Here is a 22,149-nt window from a genome sequence, read left to right on the forward strand (position 1 = left end):
AATAGACACAACCGAATTCCACCAGCATCAAGGTAAATGCCTTTTCACAGGGTCCATTTCCCCCTTACGCTTCCCCGAGATCAGGCAACATGATTGTCGGCACATTATTCGTTTCTAATGTTGTTGTGCGCTCGAAAAGATATCTTGCTGGTGGTTTGCCGACGACTTTACGAAACATGGTGACAAACCCACTGGCATTCTCATAGCCCAACCCCAATGCCACCTCTTGCACGCTTTCCCCTTTGCTCAAACGTTGAAGCGCAATAATCACGTGAAGCTGTCGACGCCAGCGACCAAAACTCATACCCACTTCGCAAGACATATATCGGCTCATACTTCTCTCGCTCATACCGATGCGAGAGGCCCAATCGCCTTTGGTAATCTTTTCGGCAGGATCGGCTAATAACATTTCCGCCAATTGACGTAACCTTGGGTCCCTCGGCATAGGGAAGTAAAAATCCTCTACGGGTGCCATGACCAATTCATCTAGCAAAGTGGCCATCAGACGCTCCTCTCGACCACCCAAAGCATACAAGGCAGGAATCTCTGTCGCCCTTAAAAGCAGCTCTCGAAAAAGCGGAGACACAGAAAGGGTACAGCAGGTTTCAGGCAGGTTTTCCACGGCTTCTGGTTCAACAAATAAACAATAACATTCGCCAGAACCCCGAGCCGAATGCACTAGATCCCCCGGAACCCAGACCGCACACTGCGGAGGAACAATCCAAACACCGTCCTCAACTTCACATCGAATGATGCCGCGAACAGAGTAAATTAACTGTGCTTTGCGATGCTGGTGCCGTGCAAGCTCCCAGTCTTTGGTGACAGCAGTAGCACTCAACGCAACCACATTGCGTGGCACGTCATCCACATCCTTCGTTTTATTCACCGTTAAATTGGTTTTCACAGTCTTCATTATCAGTACAAGCTACCCAGTCAGAAAATTGGCCTAATTGAAAACAACTATAGTTAAATTTTCCGAAAAGATCACAAGCGTCTTTCTAAGAAAATCTTAATGCCAAAAAGCGGGCTAACTGAGTTCACATTAGGATGGATTGAATAAAACAGTCAAAAATTGGCCGGAATAAACAATAAGTTGGCCAATACTCGCTATCCGGCAAGAATCGAAATATTGTTAAATGACTCATCACAAATAAGAATGAGTATCATTTTAATGAAAGATTCTATTTTAGCCAATACAACGGCCACTCGACACACCTTTTCTGTTATACCTCAGCCACTCAAATATTCCCCGGCCTCTCATAAAGGTGTCTTACGACTGGGTCGCTCTCTGTCATTAGGCGTCATGATTGCCTCAGGTCTATCCATGAATGCCTTTGCGGAAGAGCCAACGGCTCTAAGCAAGACACAAAAGACTCAAGGTTCCTCTGTTGATCTAGAAGGCATGGTGATCACAGCCTCCGCTGGAGGTGTGGCACAAGAAGTCAATAATGCTCCAGCCTCAATCAGCGTGATTACTCGTGAAGAGCTAGAAAGCAAACCGTACCGAAATCTTGCCGACGCGCTTTCTTCTGTTCCTGGATTAACCACTACAGGTGGGAGTGATCGTAAAGAAGTCAGCATTCGAGGCATGGGCTCTGCCTACACCCTGACATTGATCGATGGCCAGCGAACGGACTCGCGAGAAACCAGTCGGCTTTCGGATGGACTTGGCCAAATGAACGCATGGACACCCCCCATTTCAGCCATCGAACGTATTGAAATAGTGCGTGGTCCAATGTCTTCATTATATGGCGCAGACGCTATGGGTGGGGTCATCAACATTATTACTCGAAAAGTCGCCAAAGAATGGAGCGGCGAAGTGAGTACAGACGCCTTATTGCAAGAAAATTCCCAGTCAGGAAATGCCAATCAAGGTAGCTTTTTTCTGACCGGACCAATCAAGCAAGACCTGCTAGGTTTACAACTGTATGGTCAATATTCTAAACGTGACGAAGATGAGATCTACAATGGCTATCGCGATAGCACGCGTAATAACCTCACCGCAAAGTTGGCGCTGACACCAACAGCAGACCACGACATCATCTTTGAGGTAAACCACACAGAGCAACGCAACAAACAAGAGCCTGGCAAAAGTATCGACCCAAACTGCGCCAGCTATTCCTATTTCGGCTGTGCCGCCCCCTACGACAAAAAAATCGATGTCGACCGTTTCTCGCTTTCGCATACGGGACGATGGGACTTGGGAACATCAGAAACCTATATCCAACAGGAGACCTTTCATGTTTCCTCACAAGATATTCGTTTAAAAAACACCGAATTTCGTACTTCCTTAGCGATTCCACTGGAAGATCATCTCGTCACCATTGGAGGAGGAAGCCAACACAATAAACTACACGACAGCTTTTCGAATCGCGTGACCAATCAATATGATATTACTCGCAAGCAGAACTCCCTATTTGCAGAAGATGAATGGTATTTGACCGATGCCTTTACGTTAACCGCGGGCGCTCGTCTCGACGATGACAACCGTTACGGTCAGCATTGGAGCCCTCGTATTTATGGTGTCTGGGAAATAACCCCACAATGGTCATTGAAAGGCGGCGTCACTTCCGGCTTCAAATCCCCTAATATGACTCAAGTCGCCAGTGGCTATGCCTCGGCCAGTGGTTTAGGGAACATTTATGGCAATGAAGATTTAAAACCTGAAAAATCGCTCAGTCAGGAAATTGGCATTCAGTACAGCAAACAGGGCGTAACCGGTGGGTTAACTTTATTCAACAACAAGTTTGAAGACAAGATAACCACTGTCGCTTGCGATACTAGCTGTACAAGCGCACCGAGCGGCACCAACGCTCTGACCTACGCAAACGTAGACAAAGCCATCACTCGCGGTATTGAAGCCAGTTTAGGCCTCCCTCTATCCTCGAACATCACATGGGATAACAGCTACACCTTCACCGACTCCAAACAAGAGTCAGGACGGTACAAGGGAAAACCCTTAAACAAGCTACCACGTCACCAACTCACCAGTACGCTGAATTACCAGCCGATGGACGAATTAACGACTTGGGCTCGCTTAGCTTATCGAGGTAAAGACAGTGACAACGTTGGCGGGACGGCTCAACTGTTATCCCCTGTCGAATCACCTTCGTTTACGACATTCGACATAGGTGCCAACTACGAGATCAACCAAACTCTCAGTTTGCGCGCTGCCATTTACAACCTAGCAAATCAACAAATTAGCTACAACGAATATGGATTTGTCGAAGACGCCCGTCGCTACTGGTTGGGCGTAACCGCAAAATTTTAACCACAACCCACAACAATGAAAGGTATTAAAATGAATAAAGACGCAAACAGAATCACGTTATTTTGGTTAACAACCGCCGTTGGTGCTGTCCTCTTTGTGACACTACAGTTATTTTTCTTTCTTAATGGCTATGTGATTGCACAAGGTAAAGGACCAAACATCACCTTCGAAACCAATATGCTGTGGATGTTTTCCGCTTACTATGGGACTTGGATTGTAACAGTTCTACTGACCCTGATTGACAGTACAAAAGCTCAATGGCTGGCACTCATAATCGGCACCTTGCTTGTTGCATTAAACACACTAGGAGGCATAGTTGACGGAATGCGAGATGGTGCTCATGTCACATTCTCAGCCCTCTTCTTCATCACCCTGCCTGGTATTTGTGCCATGGTAGCCACTTGGCGAGCATTGAAAAAATAGGAGTACATTATGTCAATGAATAGCTCACAATTCCCGTTTGTTTGGATCAGTCTCGACCATGAACCAGGACAAGACTCTCAAAAAGATTTCGATGAATTCGAAGCCAACTTACAGCGAGGTGAACCCTTTGTCCTGCTAAGCAACTCCGCTCCGACAGGTGATCACGAGCACTCTAAGGAAGAAAAGAAACGCACGTCTCTGTGGATGAAAAAAAACAAAGCAGAGCTTCGTAAATGGGTGGTCGCTATGATTCTTATCGAGCCCAATGCCGCCAAACGTTTTGGCTTTAAAGCTTTCGCGGAAGTGTTTTCTAAGTTCTGGGGCTACCCTTTGATTATGGCATCATCAACCGATGCAGCCATGGAAATTGCAAAAGGATTACTTCCCAATCATCAGGAGACAAGCGCTAAGTAATCAGCAGCAATGTAAATCGTATTCATCGCAAAAAAAAGGCGAACCTAGTGGGTTCGCCAAAGCGGTTATTACACTCATCAGTTCAGAGGTCTAGGGGATTACTCAGGCATGTTGATAATAGCCATATTCGTTTTCGTATTCTTCATAGATATCCCGAGGCATTTTCTTCTGCGGCCTCATCTTATGAAAGGCGGCTTTAAGTCGCGTAGCCTTGTGTTGTAGCCGTTCAATGCGTCGCGTTACCGTGCGGCTGGTGCGGCTCGCGGCGCTGTCTATTGCGCAATACAAATCGGCTTGTTGTTCACTAATTACCACTTCTTTTTGGCCATTGAGTTTGACCAATACTTGGCAGTGTTTGTCTTCACCACCTTTCGGACCGTTCACGTCGGTAAGCGTGACCGTCACTCGTTGAATATTGTCATAACGGGAATTCAAGGCAAAATTAAGACGACGTTTCACATACGCTTTCAGGCTTTTAGTCAGTGCTAGACGACGTGCTTGTACTTTGATTCTCATCTTGCTCTCCTTTTACTCATGAATGAGTAAGTTATGTTGGAAACTTCAACTTACTAACAAAAACTCATAAGATATAATCGAATTATTTATGTAAATACTCAGTTTTTTTCGAAGTGTTGGTGAAAGATGATTAATTTCAAACATTTGCATTATTTCTGGATGGTCGCGAAACAAGGCAGCATTACACGAGCCAGCGAACATCTTCACATAACGCCGCAAACCATCAGTGGACAAATTAGTCTATTGGAAGAACAACTGGGAAAAGCCTTATTTAACAAGGTGGGGCGCAACCTTGAGTTAACCGAAACCGGTCACATGGTGTTGGGCTATGCCGATGAAATATTTTCATTGGGGAGCGAGTTGGAACAATCGGTCCGTCTCGCCTCAAGTGATCGCACACAAATACTGCGGGTCGGAATTGCCGACTCGATTCCAAAGTCTATCGCTCACCGATTACTTGCCCCAGCTATGGCATTAGAAGACCCTGTACGCCTAGTCTGTAAAGAAAACAGCTTAGAAGATCTATTAGGGGAACTGGCGCTGCATAAAGTGGATTTGATCATTGCCGATGGACAAATCCCACCACACCTAGCGGTTCGCGGCTTTAATCACTTCTTGGGCGAATGTGGCACCAGTTTCATGGCGACACCTGGATTACTCGAACACTCGCCAGAAAGCTTTCCAGCCTGCTTGCGCGGTGCTCCCATGTTGATTCCGAGTGATCAGTCATTGATACACATTCAACTTTTACAATGGCTGGAAAGGCACCATCTTCACCCGAGAATCATGGGGGAATTTGACGACCGAGCCTTGATGAAAACCTTTGGGCAAGCCGGAGCCGGAGTGTTTATCGTGCCATCAGCCATTGCCAAAGAAGTCGAAAAGCAGTTTCAGGTTGAAAGCATCGGCAGCACGGAAGAAATACGCGAGCAATTCTTCATCATTGCCACCGAACAGCACCTTTCAAATCCCGCTATTATTGCCATTAAGGACGCGGCAAGAGGATGGCTCAAGCCCCAATAGCGAAGTGAAACTCGGACCAATACAAACACTAAAAGTGTTCAATAGTAATCAGCTGGGGCTGCTCTACCTCATAAACCCACGGTGCTTCTCAAAAAAATTTAGACCTTTTCATACACTCCAAAGAAACCTTTTTCCAAGATATAAATATCATCTAGTCCCATACGACGAAAGAAGCCCTCTCATAGTAAACTTCATGTTCAGCTGGAGCCTTTTTAGTACTTCTAAGACAAAAACTGGATGGACAATCGCAATACCAAGCCCTTCACGCGCCGCTAAAATAGCATTTAGTAAATAATGATTTCATTTATTTTCAATTAATCGCCATATCGATTTGGTGACGTATTCGATATCTATTAGCGAGTGACGAAAAAACGTCATTCATTAAACAGATCAAAAATCATCTTATAGCAAAACAGCCACTAGACGTGAAGTTGGATACAAACAAGCAATCTGAATCTACGTGAGACAGTGGCAGAGCACACACGATAATCAACCACTCCAGACAGCAAAGACCAGGCGAAGATTTTCAACGCCCGATATTGTAATAGGTGAACAGCGCTTCAAATTTGTAAACTCGAACTTATTGACGGCACTAATTTATTTGTAATTTTAACTGGACTTTGTGCCCTCCACCGCTATTTGCATGATAAATAAACACTTCAGCGAAAATACCGAGCACACCTAAATCAATGGCCACCCTGATGACGGTGTCTTTAGAAATTTTAAGTTCTTGTTGTCTAATGGTTTACACTCTTCCTTAATCAGGATGAATACTGATATCTTACCTGCAATCGATGGCTCAATGACCACTTTCCTCGCATACAATAAAGATCAACAAACGCCAAGAACACTGAAAGATCTAGCCAGGGTGACAATTAAAATTTGATAAACTTTCTCTGCTTTATCGAAACATCAGTATTAACCGCTTTATAGCGAGCCTAAATTCCTTTTATATATCTTCGTTTTAATTTTCGTATGTGAAATCATGCCTTGATAACCTAATTCTTTCCCCATTCCCGAATCTTTATGCCCACCAAACGGAAGTGCCAAATCAATCACATTATGATTATTAACCCAAACCATTCCAGCGGATAACCTACGAAAATATTTGTCAATTCGATCAACATTTTTAGACCAAATACTCGCACCCAATCCAAAGCTTGTTGAGTTAGCTAATGCTATGGCTTCTTCATCGTCCCTATAGGAAAAAACAGATAAAACAGGTCCGAAGATTTCATTCTGAACCATGTGAGCATCCGCAGACAAAGAGGCAATAATCGTCGGCTCAATATATGCACCAGGGCCTTCAACTGCATACCCTCCAGTAATAAGCTCTCCTCCTGCCTCAAGGCCAGACTTAATGAAGTTCAATACGTTCTGCCTATGTTCTTTATGCACTAAAGGCCCCATTTGAGAATAAGGATTAAGACCTGGCCCTAACTTAAGACTTTCGGCTATTTCCTTCACCCCTTCAACCACTTGGTTATAAATAGAATGATGCACCAATAAACGAGATCCAGCACAGCAATTTTGACCGTGATTCCCCCAAATAGCCCAAGCTGCTCCAGGAATTGCTTCAGTAAGATCTGCATCTTCTGCAATAATAACAGGGGACTTACCACCCAACTCTAATGTACAAGCCTTCATCTGACTGGCAGCGGTTGCACCAATTAGCTTTCCAGTTCCTGTCGAACCAGTAAAAGTGACTTTATTAACTCCTGGGTGTTCAACTAGCATTTTTCCAGCTTCGGATCCATAGCCCGTAATTACATTCACAACACCTGAAGGAATACCCGCTTCGATACATAACTGAGCTAAACGCAAAGTGGTTAAAGGAGTTTGCTCTGCCGGTTTAATCACTACAGTACAACCAGTAGCTAATACAGGAGCCAATTTCCAAATAGCCTGACACAAAGGTACGTTCCAAGGAGTAATGGCTGCGACTACACCAATAGGAAAATGCATTGTTGAACCACTAAAATGTTCATCAGGCAAGTAAGGTACTGACAAGTCTATTGATTGACCTGAAATTTTGGTCGACCATCCAGCCATATATCTCAAAGTATAAACGGAAAAATCAACATCAAAGGCTCTAGTGTTACTTATAAGTTTGCCACTAGATAAAGTTTCTAACTCGGAAAGTTCTTTTCCATTTTCTATTAAAAGCTCAGCCAATCTAAGCATTGCAGCTTCACGCTCATGAGGACGCATTGAAGCCCAAACTCCGGTTTCAAAAGCACGGGTTGCAGCATCAACAGCTTTATCTACATCAGTGGCGCATGCACGAGCTACTTGTGCTATGTGCTCATCATTACTAGGATCTACGATTGAATAATACTGTCCTTTTGTTGGCTCCTGATAGTATCCATCAATAAACAGCTTTGTCGTAGAGCCAATTACTAAACGTGCTTTATCTGTTAAAATTGAATAGTCATTACTTAAGTTCATAACTCTAAGCCTCCTTAAATAAAAGATTCAATCTCCCATAAAGCCCTCTAAATATCGATAACCTGAAAGTACATAACTGTTGCGTTTTAAGCACTCTTTTATTCAAACTTTTTCTCAATTCACTTATGAAGTAGATAGTGTATACCCCAAGTATCAGAGAAAAGGTATGATAATTGCTTAAAACTAAACCACCAGAAAGAGTGAATAAATTAGGAGTAAAACCATAGACACTAGAGCCAAGCTGACTCATAGTATCAATACAACAATCAACAGACAGGTATATTATTGAAAAGGTTTTAATTAGGTAAATTATGAATATAAATAAATTTGGCTATAAGTTTACATGACATAAAAAATTATTTATTTTTTTACATCTTCAACCTACTGTAAATAATAGATTAAATATGAATAGTATTGTATATGTTATTGATGATGACGAATCTGTAAGAAATTCTGTGAGTTGGCTATTAAACTCTGTTGGAATTGAGGTAAAGTGCTTTGAGTCCGCTGATTTATTTTTATCTGAAGCAGAGTTCATTGGCGTCGGTTGCATACTTTTAGATGTCAGAATGCCTAAAACTGGTGGTCTGGAATTACAAAGTGAAATAGAGAAATTAGAGTGCACTATGCCTATTATTTTCTTAACAGCATATGGAAGTGTACAAATGGCTGTAAGAGCGCTTAAAAAAGGAGCAATTAACTTTATAGAAAAACCTTACGATGATCAGAGATTAATTGACTCCGTAAATAGCAGTCTTGAAAAAAGTAAAGAACTTTATGATAACTTCTTAAAGAAAAGAGAAATAGAAAACATAATAAAAAGATTAACAGATAGAGAAAAAGAAATATATCATCGTATTGTAGAAGGTAAGTCTAGCAAAGCCATCTCCCAAGAACTTTTCATAAGTATAAAAACAGTTGAAACACATAGATCTAATATAAGAGAAAAAATTGGATCAAATTCAATTATGAACTTTGTTAGAGAGGTATGGAAAAGTGCACCTTAAGTCCGAAGAAAAATCGAAAACTGATCTCGATTTTGAAATGATTTATCAATATGCAAACGACTCCATGATTATTCATGATGCAACAACAGGAAAAATCCTAGAAGTTAATGAGCGATCTTGTGAGCTATACGGAAGGAGCAAGGAAGAAATATTAAAATTATCAGTAGGTGATCTTTCAATTGGAAATCATAAATATAATCAAAAAAAAGCCATTGAATTGATCAAAAAATCTTCAAACTCTAACAAGATTCTCACTTTCGATTGGGTTGTAAAGCATGCAGATGGTAGGGTTATACCAGTCGAAGCTAACTTAAAAAGAATAGAAGGAACATCTCCTCCATTAATTTTAGGAATGGCTAGGGATATTTCACAAAGAAAAGCATTAGAAAAGAAAATTAAAAACCAAAAACTATATTATAAAAGACTAATTGGAGTTTCATCTGATGGAATCGCCCTGATAGATAAGGATGGAATATTAAAATATGTTAGTCCCTCCGTAAAAAATATTATTGGTTTTCCTGCTCGATGCTGTATTAAAGAAAATATTATAGATTATCTTGATGAGAAAGATGGTTTTAAGATATTTAAACTCTTATCTAAAGCAAAACAAAAAATCGTTACTGAAGGAAGCATTTCCTATAGAATAAAAAATTCAAAAGGTGAATGGAGAAACCATGAATCTTCTTTTAAAAATCACCTAGATAAAAAAGAATTTGGTTATATCATCATTAACTTTAGAGATGTAACAGATCGTTTAAGAAAAGAAGAAGAAGAAAAAAATAGAGAGCAACAACTAAATCACTTTTGGAGGCTTACTATAGCAGGCGAAGTTTCTGCTGCAATGGCACATGAAGTTAATCAACCCTTATGTGCAGCAAGAAATTATATTGCAGGCTATAGACGACGCATAGAAACAAATCAACTTTCACCTAATGACCTTAATGATGGCATCCGATTTGCTGAGAAAGAACTTGACAGAGCCGCTAATATAATAAAATCTTTACGTAATTTCACAAGAAACTCTCCTATGAACATTAAAAAAAATACATTATCAGATGTATTAAACGACATTTTAGCTTTCATAGAGATTCGGTGTAAAGAAAATTCCTGCCAATTAAAAATAGAAATAATTGACAACGATTATATTTATTGCGATTCAACGCTAATACAGCAAGTTATTACGAATATTGTTATTAATGCCATAGAAGCGATGGAGGAAAACACATTAGAAAACAGTGAAATTTCAATAAAAACGTTTAAAAAAGAAAATCAAATGTATTTAAGCGTCACTGATACAGGAGGAAATTTACCTTTTAATAATATTGATGAGTTGCCAGGACGTTTCTTCACAACCAAAGACTCAGGCGTTGGACTAGGTCTTTCTTTATGTCGATCTATCATTAGTGCACATCATGGTTTTTTTAATGTAGAGAGAAAACACAACCCCGAAAAATCTTGCTTTTACTTTAGTCTACCTATCAATAAAAGTGACAAAACACTCCAAAATAAATAAGGACATTTTATTACTCATCTAACATTGATAGCTCACATTTGTAGCTCTATTTTTTAGAGCAACATTTCCAGTTATAACTAACATTGCAATGATTCTAAAAATCATTTAAAAACTATATGAAAACTTAAAAGCAAAAAAGAATTATCACTATGGTTATCACTTATTCCCATAAGTTCAAAACCATACCAAGAAACACTTAATTAATGTGCTTTAGTCAGTTAAATTCACCGAGACACAAAAGCGCCATGGGAGCAAATAAGGTATAGAAATAAGAATAATATTAAAATTCTGACATGTTTTTCCTAGTCATCACGTATTTAGAAAAGATATAAATAAGGCTCATCCTCCGTTTATAGAAAAATAGAAGCCTTATTTGTCTTTCCTAAGCCATAATGAATATCACAATCTAGTTAAACTGCTTTGTTCTTCTAACTCGTCAAAAAAGTAATGTATAGCATCAGCAACTTCTTTTGACTTTAACTCCATCAATGGAATACCACCTCCTTCAATTTCAACAAGAGACACAAACGGGGAATTGTCATAGGCTTCTACAACAAGTGAAGTACGCCCATAAGTAATCACATCCGCCATAGCTGCCACCACTAAGATAGGAGCAGTAACGAGAGGAACCCGCTCTAGCATGTTATATCTAGCAACAGCCAAATGTCCTTCCAATGGTGTCACTCCTGGCGTCAACGCATCATGGATAAAACGATCCAAAATCTCTGGATGCCCTGAAGGGTATAATTCTAAACGCTTACGCCACAACTCTAGTAAATGTGAACCATTTTCTTGAATCTCAGCGGTATCGACATCTAATGATTCCATCATTTTGCGAAACTCATCGTCGACAAGATCACCAGCAGATAAAACAATAGCTCTCACACGATCAGGGGCTATCGCAGCCACTTCAGATGCGACAAACATACCAGTATGATGGCCAACCAGTGAAAATTTCTCGATATTTAAAGCATTCGTTAAAGCTAAAACACCTTGAGCATATTGCTCAATACTTTGAGGGGCCGCAAACTTTTTCGATTGCCCGAAACCATACATATCCATTGCGATCGTACGCCAGCGCTTCGATAAAAGTGGTTGTACTTCTGCAAATTCATCTAGAGATCGAGGAGTTTGATGTAGCAAAATCATAACTTCTCCCGATCCTGATTCTGCATAATGCAACTGGCCCAATTCAGTATTGACATAATGAAAAGTACGCTCATCTTTGACTACTTTGCCAGTGTTTGAGTTAGAACATGTCATAAAATCAACCGCCGTTAAATTAAATATATGGAAATCCAGGATCGGCATTGACTAACACAGCACCACCAGCTTCAAAGTTGCCAAGGCTCACTGCCGCGTGTTGAGTCACAACCATACTATCTCTAGCAATAAGTTGTAATCGATGACCTTTATGGATCACACAAATTCCGCAAATACGGAAGATGTCTTGAATAATATCTGCAGAAGTATGTGCAGCATGAGAAGCACTGATATACATCATGTTATGTAAATCTCTAGGAACTTCTTCTCCTTTTACTATGTATTCCCAAGCACGTTGAGAAACATCATAAAAATACATTCGCGCACTCTGCCACTTCACTTCGCTTTGAGCCAAAGTAGATTTAAAATAGGCACGACTGGAAAGCCTTGCAGCTCCAGGAATAATTTTCGTTTCATCTGCCATTTCTATTGCAATATCAAGTGCTGCACGTGCTAGCCCTATATTTACCGCCGCATGGATTTGAGCTTGATAAGCTAAAGCAGGGTAACGATATAAAGGGTCATCAAATTCGACATCACCAGAACGAGTACAAGTCCATTCAGGGTCAATAAACTTATCATTTAATACAAGGTCGTGGCTTCCTGTACCTTGCATACCAACAACATGCCAACTTTCTTCGATTTCCACTTCATTATGAGGATAAATTGCCCATAATATATTTTGAGGATCTTGTTTATCAGGAATGAACCCTACACCTAACCAATCTGCCCCCATACATCCTGAAGCAAACTTCCACTTGCCACTAATTTTCCAACCATTATCAGCTTTACTAGCCAACTGCGGAGGAAAAAAACCGCCCGCAAAAACCTGATCAGGGCCTGTTGCATAGACTTTCTTCTGTGTTTCAATTGGTAGTGTAGCTAAATATGTATTCGCCGAACCAAAAGCTGAAACCCAACCTGCCGAACCATCAACCGTAGAGATTCTTTCTACCATTTCCATAAACTTAAAAGGAGGCATCGGATTTCCACCAAATATACTTGGTGTACTTGCACGGAATATTCCCGCTTTTTTCATTAAGTCAATAATGTCTCTTGGAACATATCGGAGTTCATTAAAATCCTCCCGACGTTTTTCTACTGCCTCTAATACAGCTTGAAATTCTATTTCATTATCGGATGGACTATATTTAAAGTAATTTCCCATAGTTAGAACCTTAAAATAATTTACAATAAAAAACATGATGTTATTTATAGATTTTATTTATATTTCCATAACAAACATCACTTACCAATCGAGCCAAAAAGAAAACAATATCTTTTGAAACAGCAGATAAATTATTACCTCTTCGACTAATAATCTTCAATTCCGTATCATCAAACCCATCTTCAACAATAGGAATCGAAACAATATTTCCTTCATTTATATCCTCCATAAAAGGCAAATCTAATAAAATCGTATTAGCTTTTCCATTCTTTACAAAATCACGCACAAATTGAACAGAGTTAGCTGTTATAGTTGGTTCTAAATCGATCCCAAACTTTTTACAAATTCTATCCGAAACAATTCTAGCATTTGATTTCTTATCTAATAAAATCAAAGGTGTATTTATAAAATCCTCTATCGATATAGACTTTTTATCGGCTAAATCAGATCCAGTCTTAGTAATAAATTTCAAAGGCTGATTAAATTTATGATGAAGTATAAAATCAGTTCTATTTTCTGGAGAAAAAACTAAACCTATATGCACCCTATCTTCTAATATCATTTCCTGAATTTCTCGAGAAGATGCAACCATTATTTCAATTTTCACATCTTTATATTTAGAAAATACATCATTAATTCTCATTATTATTTTGGAGTCAATAAGACCATCACCCAAAGCGATAACAATAGAACCTAAACCGATGTCGCGGAGATTATTAATTTGATTCATTAGTTTACGTAGTTCAATAAGACGTAAATCATAATAATCAACTAACATTAGCCCTGCAGTTGTTAACTTAATACTACGACCACCTCTTGCTACTAATTCAACATTAAAGTCTTCTTCTAGTTTCGATATTTGACGACTTAAAGATGAAGGAGCCATCCCTAATTCATCTGCTGCAGCTCTAATAGAGCCAAGTTTATGACTGCGTGAAAGGTAACAAATTCTTTGATCAGAAAACTGTGGGACTGAGACTAAATCAACTACTTGCATATAAGTGGACCACCGTTGAAATTTATATGTTCAATAAATAATCACAACTCGATTATTCGGCAAGCTGAAAAAAATTGAAATAAATCTCACTATCTATATATCTAGGGGTAACCCCCTAGATATATAGATCATTTCACTTAAAGTAATTTTCGTTAAAAGTACAACACCTAACCGATATAAAAATACCAGATATGTAATTAATAACTATTAAAAATTATATAAGAGAAAATACCCACATTTTTATGAATCTATTATTCATAAAGGAAACTATAGCTTTATTTAACCATCAATTTATAAAATATAGGATATGATACAAACACTGATATAGATGAAGTAAAGAACTCAATAGGGACATAATCTACAAAAACATAATGAGCCATAATAAAACTAAAGATAATTGAAATCATTGCAGGCCAGTTAACTTTATTATTGAGAGGCTTTCCATCACGCCATTTTCTTACCAAAAAATAATCAATCATAATAATCATGGAAAAACATGTAGTTAGCACACCTAAAATCGTCATAAAAGATTCGAAGAAATGAAGAATATTAATATAAATCATAAAACAAGCTAAGACATTGGCAACGACAAGAAAAAACATACGCCCAGGCTTCCAGCCAAACACCGAATCAAAGAAACTTGTTAAAGAAAGAGAGGCACTATATGCATTAATTATCTGAATTTTTCCTTGTGCCATAATCATCAATAGACCACCTAATGACCCACCAAAAATAATAAAGGCCCCCGCCACAGACTCCGGACTTTTTAATACTTCTGCACGAGCAGCTTCAAGTGACATCCCCTGTCCAATATGATACTGAACAATCTCTTCACTTCCAGCGTGCATCAGGACTCCACCGATTATCAACATAAGTACATTAAGACAAAAAGCTCCAAGAAATGCAGAAACTCCAGTTCCTGTTGAACTCTTAGCATAACGGCCAAGATCGGCATTTATTAAAGCCGCAGCGCCAGCAAAACCAATTAAGACGTTTACACAAAATGCAAATTTAGAAAAGTCACTATCAATATTCATAGCTGATAATGCTTCGATAGAAAGTTGAGAAGTAAAACCTACTAGCTCTTCAGATGACATATTAGATACTTGAATGACATCATACAGAATAAAGACTAAAACAAAGATAAAGACTGTCACTGCGATAGAAGAAACCTTTGAAATTAATTTGAACCCAAATGCTGCAAACATGACCCATAATAAAGTCAATACCCCGTAAGTAATTGCACTATTTAATAGATTGTCTTCCATATTTATCCAGAATAATAAGGTCTTATAAATCATGACATTTTCAAGTGCAATAAAACCTATGATCATAAAACCAAACACTAAAGCGAGAATAGAAGATCCTTTCTCACCAAAACCATACATTCTTGCTAATACACTACTTGATAATCCTGTTTTATAGGCAATGTGTCCCATTCCCCAGCCTAGTGAGCCAGAAACTAAGCACACAAAAAGTCCAGAATAGAAACTTATTTCAATCCCCGCAATAAAGGTCGCAAGCGCACCGACAAACAAGGCAACAAGTGTTGTAGCCAACCCCGCGGTATTCCATGAAAGTTGCCAAACACTTTGCCGTTCACTGACTGGTACCGATTCTAAAGCGTGATCGTCTGTTTTAGTTACTAAAGATGCCATGTTGGTTCCTCTATTCTTATTTACTTTATATTTTTAGTTAGCACTTTTATTCATGATAAAATCTGCCGCTTTTTCTCCAATCATTAAACAAGCAGCATTTGTATTTCCTGATATTTCTGTTGGCATGATAGAAGCATCTGCAACACGTAGTTTTCTAATGCCATATACTCTTAACTTACTGTCAACTACTGCCATTTTGTCACTTCCCATTTTGCAGGTTCCTACTTGATGTGATACACACCCTCCATTCATCCTGAAATAATCTAGAATTTCATCATCCGTATTAATGTCCTTACCGGGTAAATGTTCTGATAAAATAAATTTTTTAAGCGGGCTCTTATTCGCAATCTCTCTCGCCAACTTAAAACCACCTAATAAAACTGAACGATCATACTCATGACTAAAGTAGTTTGGCATTAATAATGGTGTATCTTTTGGATTACTGGATTTTAATTTAATTTCCCCTCTACTTTTAGGACGAATAGGACACATAAAATTAGCAAAACCTGAAAACTTATAGAGACCGTCCTCATAATAACCACCACTAAATGACTGAAACAAAAACTGGATATCTGGTCTTTTAGACTCTTCAAGAATTTGAGTAAATAATCCAGCTTGACCGGCAGGTACTGCAAGAGGGCCTTTTCTTAAAGCTAACCATTTAAGCCCTTCTTTCATTTGTCGCCATTTACTCATCATCACATCATTAAGAGTAATGGGCTGATTACATTTCCATGTAATTTGACCGCCATAATGATCTTGTAAGTTTTTCCCAACTCCTGGAAGATTTACTTTTACTCCAACTCCAATTTTTTTTAACTCGTCTTCATCACCAATACCCGAAAGCATCAATAAATGAGGGGAATTAATTGTTCCTCCAGATAAAATAACTTCTTTATTTGCATAAACAGTCATATATTGACTATTTTTAAAAAAACGGACCCCATCAACCTGCCCATTATTTATGATGAGTTTTTCTACTTGAGACCGTGTCGTGATAGTAAGGTTTTCTCTTTGCAAAGCGGGCTTTAGATAGGCTGTGGCAGCAGATACTCTCATGCCATTTTTGATGGTTCCTTGATAATAACCGGCACCGGATTGTTCTAAACCATTAAAGTCCTCATTTCTTTTAATACCTACGGCTTGAGCACTTCCAATTAAAGCGTCATAAAGAGGGTTATTATCGGCTAGGTTAGTTACAGTTACTGGACCACCAACACCGTGCCAAGTATCCTCACCATTCTCTTGATCTTCTGATTTTTTGAAATAAGGAAGCACATCTTTATAAGACCATCCTTTATTTCCCAAATCTCTCCAGCCATCATAATCTTCAGCCTGACCTCTTATATACATAAGGCCATTAATACTGCCAGACCCACCCAATACTTTACCACGAGGCCAAAAAATCCTCCGACCATTTAATGATGGATTCTCTTCAGTTTCATAACACCAATTTACTTTAGGATCAGCGATCGTTTTTCCATAACCAACAGGAATTTTCAACCAAAAAGAACTGTCTTTTCCTCCAGCCTCTATTAATAGAACTTTATTATTAGGGTTTTCTGATAACCTTGATGCAACCACACAACCACTTGTTCCAGCACCAATAACAATATAATCAAATGTTACTTTATCTAACATGCCTTCTTCCCTATTCTAAAATTCTTCAATACAGTTAATTTAAAAATCTAACCCTCATATTACGGTCTAATTACACATCAACAATAACAACATTTGGATTCAGTGTTGCTTAAAATGCAACACACCACTACTTAGAAAATAGAATATAAAAACAAAGGATTTAAGAGAATTTACTTAATTGGTTTATAGGTATCTAAAAAATTATAGAAATAGATTAATAAAAATATTGACATAAATTTTAACAGCCATTTCATAATAAATAGAAAAGATAAAGATAAAGATAAAGATAAAATAGTATTTAACCGCAATCAAAAACAAATTCCGATCAGCATTAAAAACAACAATGGATATGAAAGGCACTAAGCAATGCTTGTTAAAGGCCACATTAAGCCATCAATCACACCTTTTAGAGAAACGCTGAACCCCAAAAAAAACAAGTAATCTAAGTCTATTCATTAGATCTGTTTTTTTAATGCAGTACTAAAGAAATATGTATTTTAACTATAGACAGCAACACTTTATGTTAAGGAGGCTAACTATATTTCAAAGGTTCAATAAGGAGTCATCCAGAGAATGAATTACACTGATAAAAACATGCAAGATGTCTGGAAAAAAGATAAAGACCATCACATTCACCCCTGGACTGATTTTGCGACCTTCGAAGACACTGGCGCGATGATTTTATCTAGCGGCGATAAAGCCCATGTCGTAGACGGTGAAGGAAAAAAATACCTAGATGGCATTGGTGGATTATGGTGCGTCAACATTGGCTATGGTCGCCAAGAGATTGCCCAAGCCATGGCGGACCAAGTCATGAAAATCCCTTATTATTCGGCATTTGGTCATCATACAACACAACCAGCGGCAGAGCTTTCGGCTAAACTTGCTGAGCTGGCTCCGGGTGACCTAAATCATGTTTTATATGGTTGCGGTGGTTCAGTGGCAAACGATACCGCTGTTCGCTTAGTACACTTTTACTTCAACCAGTTAGGCAAGCCAACCAAGAAAAAAATCATCTCTCGTGTCGATGCTTACCATGGTAGCAGCTATATGACGATGTCTATCACGGGTGTCAAATTCGACCATATTGGTTTCGATGTAGAAAAAGACCTAGTTCACCATATTTCTTGCCCCAATCCTTACCGCCGACCAGAAGGGCAAAGCTTAGAAGCCTTTTGCGACGAGAAAGTACAAGAGCTTGAAGATAAAATTCTTGAGCTAGGGCCAGACAATGTGGCGATGTTTTTTGCAGAACCCATCATGGGCGCTGGCGGGGTAATCGTGCCACCACCGGGTTACCATAAGCGCACGTTAGACGTCTGCCATAAATACGGTGTGCTCTACATTTCTGACGAGGTCGTGACGGCCTTTGGCCGACTAGGCCATATGTTTGCTTCCGAAGAAGAGTTTGGCATTGTTCCTGACATCATTACCTGTGCGAAAGGTTTGACCTCTGGCTACATACCGCTTGGTGCAACCATCATCTCCGATAAAATCTACAACGTCATCAACAAACCACAAGCAGAAGGCGCCTTGTTTACACATGGCTATACCTACTCAGGTCACCCTGTTAGCTGTGCTGTCGCACTTAAAAATATTGAGATATTAGAGAGAGAAAAGATTTGCGACAACGCTAAAACCATGGGGGCTTACTTTGAATCGCAACTACGTAACCTAATGGATCTACCGATTGTCGGTGACGTACGCGGTAAAAAGTTCATGATTTGTATTGAGAATGTCGCGGATAAAGAGACAAAAGAGCTGATTGATGCCAAAGCCAAAGTCGGTGATCGTATTGCCAATCACTGTGAAGACGCCGGCTTATTGGTGCGTCCTCTCGCTCACATGAACATCTTGTCGCCGCCTTTGATTCTGACCAAAGAAAACATCGACTTTTTGGTGAGTACATTACGAACCGCGATCGAAAAAACAATCTCAGATCTGAAAACAGAAGGATTTCTCTAAATGGCTTATTAGGAACCTCCCAGCCCTATTTATGAGCCTTTTTGAGGAGCTAAGCATACGCTTAGCTCCTCTTTTTTTATGGTTAAACGCTTACGGAGTCTCAGATGTTGCGTTGTTTTCTGACAAAATGGCAGCAGATGCTTTTTCCCCAATCATGATGCACGGAGCATTGGTGTTGCCACTTACCAAAGTCGGCATAATTGACGCATCCACAACGCGAAGCCCTTGTAATCCATGCACTTTTAGATCGACATCAACCACGGCCATAGGGTCTATTCCCATCTTACAAGTCCCTACTGGATGAAAGACCGTCGCACCATATTCACGAATATACTCAAGTAGTTGCTCGTCGGTTTGTACATTTTTACCGGGCAACATTTCTTTCCCTCTTACGCCATCAAAACTCGAAGAGGCGAGTACTTTTCGAGCCATTTTAATGCCTTCGATTAGGGTCTTAGCGTCCCTATCATCACTGAGCATATTGAAATCGATATTAAGTTCTTGGTTTTTCCCTAGGGTCACTTCCCCCACACTCTTAGGTCTTAGCACACAAGTGTGAATCGCATAGCCATGACCCCATTCAAATAAACGTCCTCGGTGGCTGCGATAACCAGGAACAAAGTGAAATTGAATATCTGGCACCGTTTCTTGTTCCGAGGTAAAAGCAAAACCGCCCGCCTCGACATAATTAGTGGATAACCACCCTTTGCGATTGAACACATAACGCCATGGGGAAGTGAGAATTGCAGGCAGTGCCTTGAAAGAAAAGCCCAAGGTTTTAGGGCTGCTTGAACGAACCGTCACTAAACCATCCACATGTTCCTGCAAGTTTTTTCCCACGCCAGGAAGATCATGCGTTACATCAACCCCCGCATTAATGAGGTCGGATTTCGGCCCTATGCCTGACTTCATCAAAATATGTGGACTGCCTAACGCACCAGCACATAAAATCACCTCTTTATTGGCCTTTATCTCCGAACTACCGGCTGCGTTTTTTAGCCTAACGCCAGTGGCTTGTTTGCCATCGAAAATGACCTTCTCAACCGTGCAATTCGTCAGAACATCCAGATTGGCTCTTTGTGACAAGACTGGAGCAACGAATGCTTGATAGCTTGAAAGTCGGCGACCATTTTTTTGCGTGAGATTGTAAATGCCCCCGCCATAACTGGAATGACCGTTGAAGTCTTCATTATGAGGCAACCCAATGGCCTGCTTGGCGGCCTCTAAGAATTTATAAGAAAAAGGATTGGGATCTTTTGCCTTATCCACCCATAACTCGCCAGTAAATCCATGATAATCCGGATTTTGATGCAATTGGTTGCCTTCTGATTTCTTGAAATAAGGCAGCACATCTTGCCACCCCCAACCTTCGCAACCTAATGCGGCCCATTGATCATAATCACTCTTATCGCCACGAATATAAATCATACTGTTCATAGAGGACGACCCGCCCAACACCTTTCCTCTTGGTGTATGTAAGGATCGGTTATTCATGGTTTTTTGTGGTGTAGAGAAGTAGTTCCAACTGAAGTGTTTGCTTTTATATAAAGTGATGGTGCCTGCTGGTACCTGCACTCTTGGGTTTGCATCCGAGCCACCCGATTCGATAAGACATACCTTAATATGGGGATTTTTACTCAACCTATTAGCAAGTACACAGCCAGATGAGCCCGCACCTACGATAATATAATCATAACCTTTGCTTATCATGTTAATTACACTCTGTTTAAAATTGCTGTCTAACTAGAATTTGAAATAAAAAAAAGCCAAGAGAATCTTGGCTTTAGAAAAGGAGATTGAGAAAGTTATTCGAGTAATGCGGTCCAAACACGATCGACCAATTTTTGCGCTTTAGGAGAGCAAGCCTGAGCCATAACCACAGGCACCGTTGGGAAAAGTTCTGGTGCATTTTCTTGCGTATTAATGGACTTGCTTAAATCAACCGCAACGGCTGGAGAGTGACCGTAATAATTAGCTTGCTCTGTTGCATGCTCTTTTTCGCTAATCCAGTTAATGAAGGCTTTGGCATTCTTCACATTAGACGCGCCTTTAGGTACGACCAAAGAATCCATCCATCCCACTAAACCTTCTTTTGGTTGAGCGTATTCGATGGGCGCACCATCTACTCGGCGGGCTTTCATAGAGTTGCCGTCCCACCAGTTGTGCATGGCCACTTCACCACCGCCAATTCGCGAACCTATATTGTCTGAGCTGTAAACCGCCACATAGGGTTTCTGCTTTTTCAACAAATCAAGAACTCGCTTCATCTCCTTGCTGTCTTCACTGCAAAAAGGAATATCTAAATAAAGCTGGGCGGCTGGTATCACTTCATCTGGTGTACTAAACACCGCAATTTTTCCCTTCAGAGCCTCAGTGGGTTCAAAGAACTCCTTCCAAGAAGTTGCTGGTCCATCGTATAGATCACGATTTACCGTGTAGCCAGCACTGCCATATGCGAACGGTATAGAGTACTCAGAGGTTTTATCCCACCATTGATGTTGCCACTGCTTATCAACATGCTTAAATGCCGGCATTTCATTCGCGTGAATATTTTCAAGCAAGCCTTCCTTAATCATGATATCGACAAAATGCTGGCTCGGAGAAACTAGGTCATAGTTGGTGGTGCCCGATTTCAACTTCGCCAATAAATCTTCATTCGATGTATAGCTATCAAAGACCACTTTAATGCCCGTTTCAGACTCAAACTGGCTAATCAGCTCAGGCTTAATCGACTCAGCCCATGCGTAGATATTCAACGAACCAGCTGCTTGAACAGACAATGGTAAAGATGAAGCGATAACCGCTGCTGTGAGCGCAGTTTTAAAGTATTTCATATCAATGT

Annotated in this window: 17 protein-coding genes; 7 read left to right on the forward strand and 10 right to left on the reverse strand. The window is 39.9% G+C overall.

Features of this window, described 5'->3' with window-relative positions:
• Window positions 1–64 precede the first annotated feature (64 nt).
• Window positions 65–913 (reverse strand): AraC family transcriptional regulator, encoded by an 849-nt coding sequence (locus C0J08_RS17925; RefSeq protein ID WP_212653259.1) that lies wholly within the window; start codon window positions 911–913, stop codon window positions 65–67.
• Window positions 914–1,171: 258 nt separating this feature from the next.
• Between C0J08_RS17925 and C0J08_RS17930 the strand changes: the two genes are divergently transcribed.
• The 3 genes from C0J08_RS17930 to C0J08_RS17940 are packed head-to-tail and all read left to right on the forward strand — an operon-like array spanning window position 1,172 to window position 4,108.
• Complete coding sequence (locus C0J08_RS17930; protein ID WP_249344362.1) at window positions 1,172–3,271, forward strand: TonB-dependent receptor domain-containing protein; 2,100 nt, start codon at window positions 1,172–1,174, stop codon at window positions 3,269–3,271.
• A 30-nt stretch (window positions 3,272–3,301) separates the two neighbouring features.
• On the forward strand, window positions 3,302–3,694 hold the full coding sequence (locus C0J08_RS17935; protein WP_212653260.1) for a hypothetical protein: 393 nt from the start codon (window positions 3,302–3,304) through the stop codon (window positions 3,692–3,694).
• Between the two features lie 9 nt (window positions 3,695–3,703).
• Window positions 3,704–4,108, forward strand: a complete 405-nt coding sequence (locus C0J08_RS17940; protein WP_212653261.1) for a hypothetical protein — start codon at window positions 3,704–3,706, stop codon at window positions 4,106–4,108.
• A gap of 102 nt (window positions 4,109–4,210) precedes the next feature.
• Here the strand turns inward: C0J08_RS17940 and C0J08_RS17945 are convergent, their stop codons facing one another.
• Complete coding sequence (locus C0J08_RS17945) at window positions 4,211–4,624, reverse strand: HPF/RaiA family ribosome-associated protein (protein ID WP_212653262.1); 414 nt, start codon at window positions 4,622–4,624, stop codon at window positions 4,211–4,213.
• 126 nt (window positions 4,625–4,750) lie between these two features.
• Between C0J08_RS17945 and nhaR the strand changes: the two genes are divergently transcribed.
• Window positions 4,751–5,647 (forward strand): transcriptional activator NhaR, encoded by an 897-nt coding sequence (nhaR, locus tag C0J08_RS17950; RefSeq protein ID WP_212653263.1) that lies wholly within the window; start codon window positions 4,751–4,753, stop codon window positions 5,645–5,647.
• Window positions 5,648–6,574: 927 nt separating this feature from the next.
• Here nhaR and C0J08_RS17955 read toward each other — a convergent pair.
• Window positions 6,575–8,095, reverse strand: a complete 1,521-nt coding sequence (locus C0J08_RS17955; protein WP_212653264.1) for an aldehyde dehydrogenase family protein — start codon at window positions 8,093–8,095, stop codon at window positions 6,575–6,577.
• Between the two features lie 404 nt (window positions 8,096–8,499).
• On the opposite strand from C0J08_RS17955, the gene C0J08_RS17960 reads away from it, so the two are divergent.
• Both C0J08_RS17960 and C0J08_RS17965 read left to right on the forward strand, forming a co-directional pair.
• The gene (locus C0J08_RS17960) at window positions 8,500–9,102 is read left to right on the forward strand and encodes a response regulator transcription factor (RefSeq protein WP_212653265.1); all 603 of its coding nucleotides are present in this window, start codon (window positions 8,500–8,502) and stop codon (window positions 9,100–9,102) included.
• Window positions 9,092–10,615, forward strand: coding sequence for a PAS domain S-box protein (locus C0J08_RS17965; RefSeq protein WP_212653266.1), 1,524 nt, complete (start codon window positions 9,092–9,094; stop codon window positions 10,613–10,615). Before C0J08_RS17960 ends, C0J08_RS17965 begins: the two co-directional genes overlap by 11 nt.
• A gap of 399 nt (window positions 10,616–11,014) precedes the next feature.
• On the opposite strand, the gene C0J08_RS17970 is transcribed toward C0J08_RS17965, so the two are convergent.
• The 5 genes from C0J08_RS17970 to C0J08_RS17990 form a co-directional block, all read right to left on the reverse strand.
• Entirely contained in the window at window positions 11,015–11,878 is an 864-nt protein-coding gene (locus C0J08_RS17970) for an alpha/beta fold hydrolase (RefSeq protein WP_212653267.1), read from the reverse strand.
• Between the two features lie 19 nt (window positions 11,879–11,897).
• Window positions 11,898–13,046: an acyl-CoA dehydrogenase family protein gene (locus C0J08_RS17975; RefSeq protein ID WP_212653268.1), complete on the reverse strand. Its 1,149-nt coding sequence runs from the start codon at window positions 13,044–13,046 to the stop codon at window positions 11,898–11,900.
• A 40-nt stretch (window positions 13,047–13,086) separates the two neighbouring features.
• Window positions 13,087–14,043, reverse strand: a complete 957-nt coding sequence (locus tag C0J08_RS17980; protein ID WP_212653269.1) for a LysR family transcriptional regulator — start codon at window positions 14,041–14,043, stop codon at window positions 13,087–13,089.
• A gap of 275 nt (window positions 14,044–14,318) precedes the next feature.
• Window positions 14,319–15,701 (reverse strand): purine-cytosine permease family protein, encoded by a 1,383-nt coding sequence (locus C0J08_RS17985; RefSeq protein WP_212653270.1) that lies wholly within the window; start codon window positions 15,699–15,701, stop codon window positions 14,319–14,321.
• Between the two features lie 33 nt (window positions 15,702–15,734).
• Entirely contained in the window at window positions 15,735–17,342 is a 1,608-nt protein-coding gene (locus tag C0J08_RS17990; protein ID WP_212653271.1) for a GMC family oxidoreductase, read from the reverse strand.
• 573 nt (window positions 17,343–17,915) lie between these two features.
• Between C0J08_RS17990 and C0J08_RS17995 the strand changes: the two genes are divergently transcribed.
• Complete coding sequence (locus C0J08_RS17995; protein WP_212653272.1) at window positions 17,916–19,307, forward strand: aminotransferase; 1,392 nt, start codon at window positions 17,916–17,918, stop codon at window positions 19,305–19,307.
• 90 nt (window positions 19,308–19,397) lie between these two features.
• Here the strand turns inward: C0J08_RS17995 and C0J08_RS18000 are convergent, their stop codons facing one another.
• Complete coding sequence (locus tag C0J08_RS18000; protein ID WP_212653273.1) at window positions 19,398–21,017, reverse strand: GMC family oxidoreductase; 1,620 nt, start codon at window positions 21,015–21,017, stop codon at window positions 19,398–19,400.
• A gap of 95 nt (window positions 21,018–21,112) precedes the next feature.
• The gene (locus tag C0J08_RS18005) at window positions 21,113–22,141 is read right to left on the reverse strand and encodes an extracellular solute-binding protein (RefSeq protein WP_212653274.1); all 1,029 of its coding nucleotides are present in this window, start codon (window positions 22,139–22,141) and stop codon (window positions 21,113–21,115) included.
• Window positions 22,142–22,149 lie beyond the last annotated feature (8 nt).

It is taken from the genome of Marinomonas sp. CT5, assembly GCF_018336975.1.
In the GTDB taxonomy this organism is placed as follows: domain Bacteria; phylum Pseudomonadota; class Gammaproteobacteria; order Pseudomonadales; family Marinomonadaceae; genus Marinomonas.